A 4,379-nucleotide genomic window follows, 5' to 3' on the forward strand; every position below is an offset into this window, starting at 1 on the left:
GTCTCCGTTCGTCGCACCGCCCCGCGAGTCGGGAGCTACGCCTCGATCTCGGAGCGATCGCCGCTCCAGAGGGTGTGGAACTTGCCGGGCCGGTCGATGCGCTCGTAGGTGTGCGCACCGAAGTAGTCGCGCTGCCCCTGGGTCAACGCGGCGGGCAGTCGCTCGGCGCGCAGGCCGTCGTAGTACGACAGGGAGGAGGCGAACCCGGGAACAGGGATGCCCAGCATCGTCGCGGTCGCCACGACGCGCCGCCAGCTGTCGATGCCCGTCTCGATGGCCTCACGGAAGTACGGGGCCAACACGAGACTCGGCAGCTCCGGGTTCTCGTCGTAGGCCTCCTTGATGCGGTTGAGGAACTGGGCCCGGATGATGCAGCCGCCGCGCCAGATCGTCGCCAGATCGGCGGGCTTCAGGTCCCAGTTGTACTCGACGCTGCCGGCCTTGATCTGGTCGAAGCCCTGGGCGTACGCGATGATCTTCGACGCGTACAGCGCCGCGCGGATGTCCTCGGTGAACTGTGCGACGTCGCCCGGCTTGTCGCCCAGGGCGCCGGACGCGAGACCGACCGCGGCCTTGCGCTGCTCGCGGGAACCGGACAGCGCGCGGGCGAAGACTGCCTCGGCGATGCCGGTCACCGGCACGCCGAGGTCGAGCGCGGACTTGACCGTCCAGCGGCCCGTGCCCTTCTGCTCGGCGGCGTCGACGATGACGTCCACGAGGGCCTGACCCGTCGCGGCGTCCTTCTGCCGCAGCACCTCGGCGGTGATCTCGATCAGGTAGGACTCGAGCGTGCCGGCGTTCCACTCGGTGAACACGTCGGCGATCTGCCCGGCGTCGAGGCCGAGCGCGTCGCGGAAGAGGTTGTACGCCTCGCCGATCAGCTGCATGTCGGCGTACTCGATGCCGTTGTGCACCATCTTCACGAAGTGGCCCGAGCCGTCGGGGCCGATGTGGGTGCAGCACGGGGTGCCGTCGACCACCGCGGCGACCGACTCGAGCAGGGGACCGAGCGCCGCGTAGGACTCCTTCGGCCCGCCCGGCATGATCGACGGGCCGTTGAGCGCGCCCTCCTCGCCGCCCGAGATGCCGGCGCCGACGAAGTGCAGTCCGCGCTCACGCAGCGCGGCCTCGCGACGAATCGTGTCGGTGTACAAGGCGTTTCCGCCGTCGATGATGATGTCGCCCGGCTCCATCGCCGCGGCGAGTTCCTCGATCACCGCGTCGGTGGCCTCGCCGGCCTTGACCATGATGAGCACGCGGCGCGGCTTCTGCAGCGCACCGACGAACTCCTCGACGGTCTCGGTGCGAACGAAGTCGCCCTCGGCGCCGTGCTCGGCGATCAGGGCGTCGGTCTTGGCGACGCTTCGGTTGTGCAGGGCGACGGTGTGGCCGCGACGGGCGAAGTTGCGGGCGATGTTCGAGCCCATGACGGCGAGTCCGGTGACTCCGATCTGAGCCCGCGCGGGGGCAGAGGTGTTGTCGGTCATGCCCTACACCTTTCCCTGCGCGACGGGCGAACGAAAGTTCAGGTCTCGCACCCTGGACTCGGCGGACCGGGTCGGCGGACACAGGTGTCCGGCGCGGCGGCGGCGTTCGCAGCATCGATCGGTGTCGACGGTCCCGCGGTGAGGAAGCAGAACACGGACAGTTCCCCGTTCGCAGCGGGCCCGTATCGGAGTCTGCGCAGCACGGTTCCGGGGGAGTGGATCGACGTCAACGGGCACATGAACGCCCGCTTCTACAGGTTGGTGATCTACGACGCCCACGCCGCGTTGCCGCGGACACCGAAACTCGACACAAAGTCGGACATGTTGAGATGTTGAGACAGGAATCGGACATTTGCCGAATTGTTGAGACAGGTATGCGCCGTCATCGCCTGAGAGTGGGGTGAAAGTCGGAAATTGCGACTTTGGAGCAAGTGCCTCGAGCCTTCCAATCCAATGAGACCCGCGGTGACGTCGTTGACGCTGGGAAACTCACTCATAGTGGCCGTGCGCACAAGCCTGGCTACACCCGGTTCCCCAGGTTGAGGACCTCAGAGCCACAGGATTTGACTATTTCTCGGGCGCGCCGCTGCGCGGGTTGAGGCGCGTTCGCATACCGTTCAGTCTTACCGATGTCGTCTCAACGGAGGCGGCAGGATCTCTTATTGATCTCTTTCAATAGACGGAAGGGCCGGTAGGTCGTGGACGCATCCTCCCTGCCCCATCCCCCGTATCGGCTGCCGTTTCTCGGGGATGTGGTGGGCCTCAATCCCCGCACCCCGCTCCAGTCGTCGATGTGGATGCTGAGCGGTCTCGGGCCGATCGCGGTGCGCAGACTGCTTGGTACCGACATCGTCATGGTGGGCGGAGCCGACCTAGTCGCCGAACTCAACGATGAAACCCGCTTCGCAAAGAACACGGGTCTGCACATCTACGCGTTACGCCAGATCGTCGGAGACGCACTGTTCACCGCCGACAACGACGAACCGAACTGGCAACTCGCTCACGACATTTTGATGCCGGCGTTCACCCGTGAGGCGATGCTGGGCTACCACGCAACGATGCTCGCCGTTGCCCGCCAGCTGCTGGCCCGCTGGGACACCGCTGCCCGGCGCCAGCAGCACGTCGACGTGTCCGCCGACATGACCCGCATGACACTGGAAACGATCGGGCGCACGGGATTCGGCTACCGGTTCGACGCCTTCGACCGCGACAGACCGCACCCCTTCGTCACCGCCATGAACCGGACCCTGCGTTACGGCAACTTCCCCGACTCCCGGTGGCTGGCACCGGTCCGCCGAGCCGTGGCCGGCTCGGCCCGGCGGCACCGAGCCGATGTCGCGTTGTTGGAGCGCACCGTCGACGACGTCATCGCCGCTCGCCTCGCCGGAGCGACGTCCGAGACGCCCGACCTGCTCGACCGAATGCTGCACTCCGCCCATCCGGACACCGGTGCTCGCCTTGACCCGGTCAACGTCCGCCAACAGATCATCACCTTCGTGATCGCCGGGCACGAAACCACCTCCGGAGCATTGTCATTCGCCCTGTATTACCTCACTGCACACCCACAGGTGATGGCGCGAGCCCAGGCCGAAGTCGACGCCCTGTGGGGCCACGCCGAGGACCCCGAACCCACCTTCGCCGACATCGCCAGACTGCGCTACGTACGCGCAGTACTAGACGAGGCCCTGCGGCTCTGGCCCACCGTGCCCGCCTACCTCCGCGAAGCGCGCACCGATACCGTGCTGGGCGGCCGCTATCGAATGCGGCAGGGCGACTGGGCGGTGGTGCTGCTGCCTCTCGCGCACCGCGACCCGACGGTCTGGCCAGAGCCGGACCGGTTCGATCCCGACCGCTTCGCCCCCGGCAAGGCCAAAGCTCGACCCCCGCACGTGTACAAACCCTTTGGGACGGGCCAGCGTGCCTGTATTGGCCGCCAGTTCGCCTTGCACGAAGCGGTATTGACGCTCGGCCTGCTCCTTCACCGCTACGACCTGACGCCCACTGAGGCTTACCGGCTGCAAATTGCCGAAACGCTAACCCTGAAACCCCGGGGCTTCGGGCTGCAACCTCGCCGCCGACAACACCTCTCACGCTCGGTACCGACGACGTCCCCACTCTCGAATGCCGATTGGGACGCCGTATGACGTTGTTCCTACCCAAGACCGGATGAATCGCCTGTCAGTGTTGGCAGTGTTGGCAGTGTTGGCCGAGCAGTCGACAGAAGGTCCGGACCCGTGGACCGGCGCACAGGTAGTCGAAGGAGCTGCTGTACGGCAAGTGTTGTCGGCTGAGCAGCAGCCACTCGTGCGCGGGCGGCTCGGTCATGGAGTCCGTGACCCGGCCCTCTGCCGTATCGACGAGCGAACCCTGGTTTGTCTCAAAATCTAGGGCGATCTCTGTCCTATTCGCGTTGCTACCCCCTGGTGCTCGTCTCAAATTTCCACGTCAGCGGCACGCGTTCACCACCCGACTCGGCCGGGGCGACGACGACGTCGAACGCACGCACTGCGGCAAGGTCGTCGCCGAGAGCCACGTCGTCTACGAACGCGAACTGCGGCGCGGTGACGAGATGGGGGTGCACTCGTGGCTCGTGGGCGCCGACGAGAAGCGGCTGGACTTCTCTCACGAGTTGTGGGTGTCACGGCAGGGCACCGAGCCGCGACGGGAGAGCAGCTGGACCTGCACGTCGACCTCTGTTCGAGGCGGGTGACCCCGTTCCCCGAGGAGGTGCGCACCCGCCTGGCAGCGGTGGCGAGCACGCAGTGCGCGGACGGGGCGCTGGCAGGAACCGGTCGCCGTGTTCGCGGCCGCACGTCCGGGAGCCGGTCCGCCGAAATGAACTGAGCGGACGCGGCCGGAGACGACGATGCCGCCGCCTGCACGGAGCAGGCG

The 4,379-nt window shown here is 66.9% G+C and carries 4 protein-coding genes; 2 read left to right on the forward strand and 2 right to left on the reverse strand.

Features of this window, described 5'->3' with window-relative positions:
* Positions 1-35 precede the first annotated feature (35 nt).
* Complete coding sequence (gndA, locus tag ACFXGJ_RS24015; RefSeq protein ID WP_378625763.1) at positions 36-1,487, reverse strand: NADP-dependent phosphogluconate dehydrogenase; 1,452 nt, start codon at positions 1,485-1,487, stop codon at positions 36-38.
* Between the two features lie 698 nt (positions 1,488-2,185).
* Between gndA and ACFXGJ_RS24020 the strand changes: the two genes are divergently transcribed.
* Both ACFXGJ_RS24020 and ACFXGJ_RS24025 read left to right on the forward strand, forming a co-directional pair.
* A complete protein-coding gene (locus tag ACFXGJ_RS24020; RefSeq protein WP_378625764.1) occupies positions 2,186-3,631 on the forward strand; it encodes a cytochrome P450 in 1,446 nt (481 codons plus the stop codon).
* 179 nt (positions 3,632-3,810) lie between these two features.
* Positions 3,811-4,197, forward strand: a complete 387-nt coding sequence (locus ACFXGJ_RS24025) for an acyl-CoA thioesterase (protein ID WP_378625765.1) — start codon at positions 3,811-3,813, stop codon at positions 4,195-4,197.
* Here the strand turns inward: ACFXGJ_RS24025 and ACFXGJ_RS24030 are convergent.
* Positions 4,110-4,379 (reverse strand): hypothetical protein (locus ACFXGJ_RS24030; RefSeq protein WP_378625767.1); only part of this gene is annotated, 270 nt, incomplete at its 5' end. The two genes, ACFXGJ_RS24025 and ACFXGJ_RS24030, sit on opposite strands and share 88 nt — an antisense overlap.

It is taken from the genome of Rhodococcus sp. NPDC059234 (genome assembly GCF_042754225.1).
Taxonomy (GTDB): Bacteria; Actinomycetota; Actinomycetes; order Mycobacteriales; family Mycobacteriaceae; genus Rhodococcus_G.

Excerpts from the sequence above, each read along its gene's own strand:
- gndA (WP_378625763.1), bottom strand. The coding sequence starts at position 1,487 with ATGACCGACAACACCTCTGCCCCCGCGCGGGCTCAGATCGGAGTCACC.
- ACFXGJ_RS24025 (WP_378625765.1), top strand. The coding sequence starts at position 3,811 with ATGGAGTCCGTGACCCGGCCCTCTGCCGTATCGACGAGCGAACCCTGG.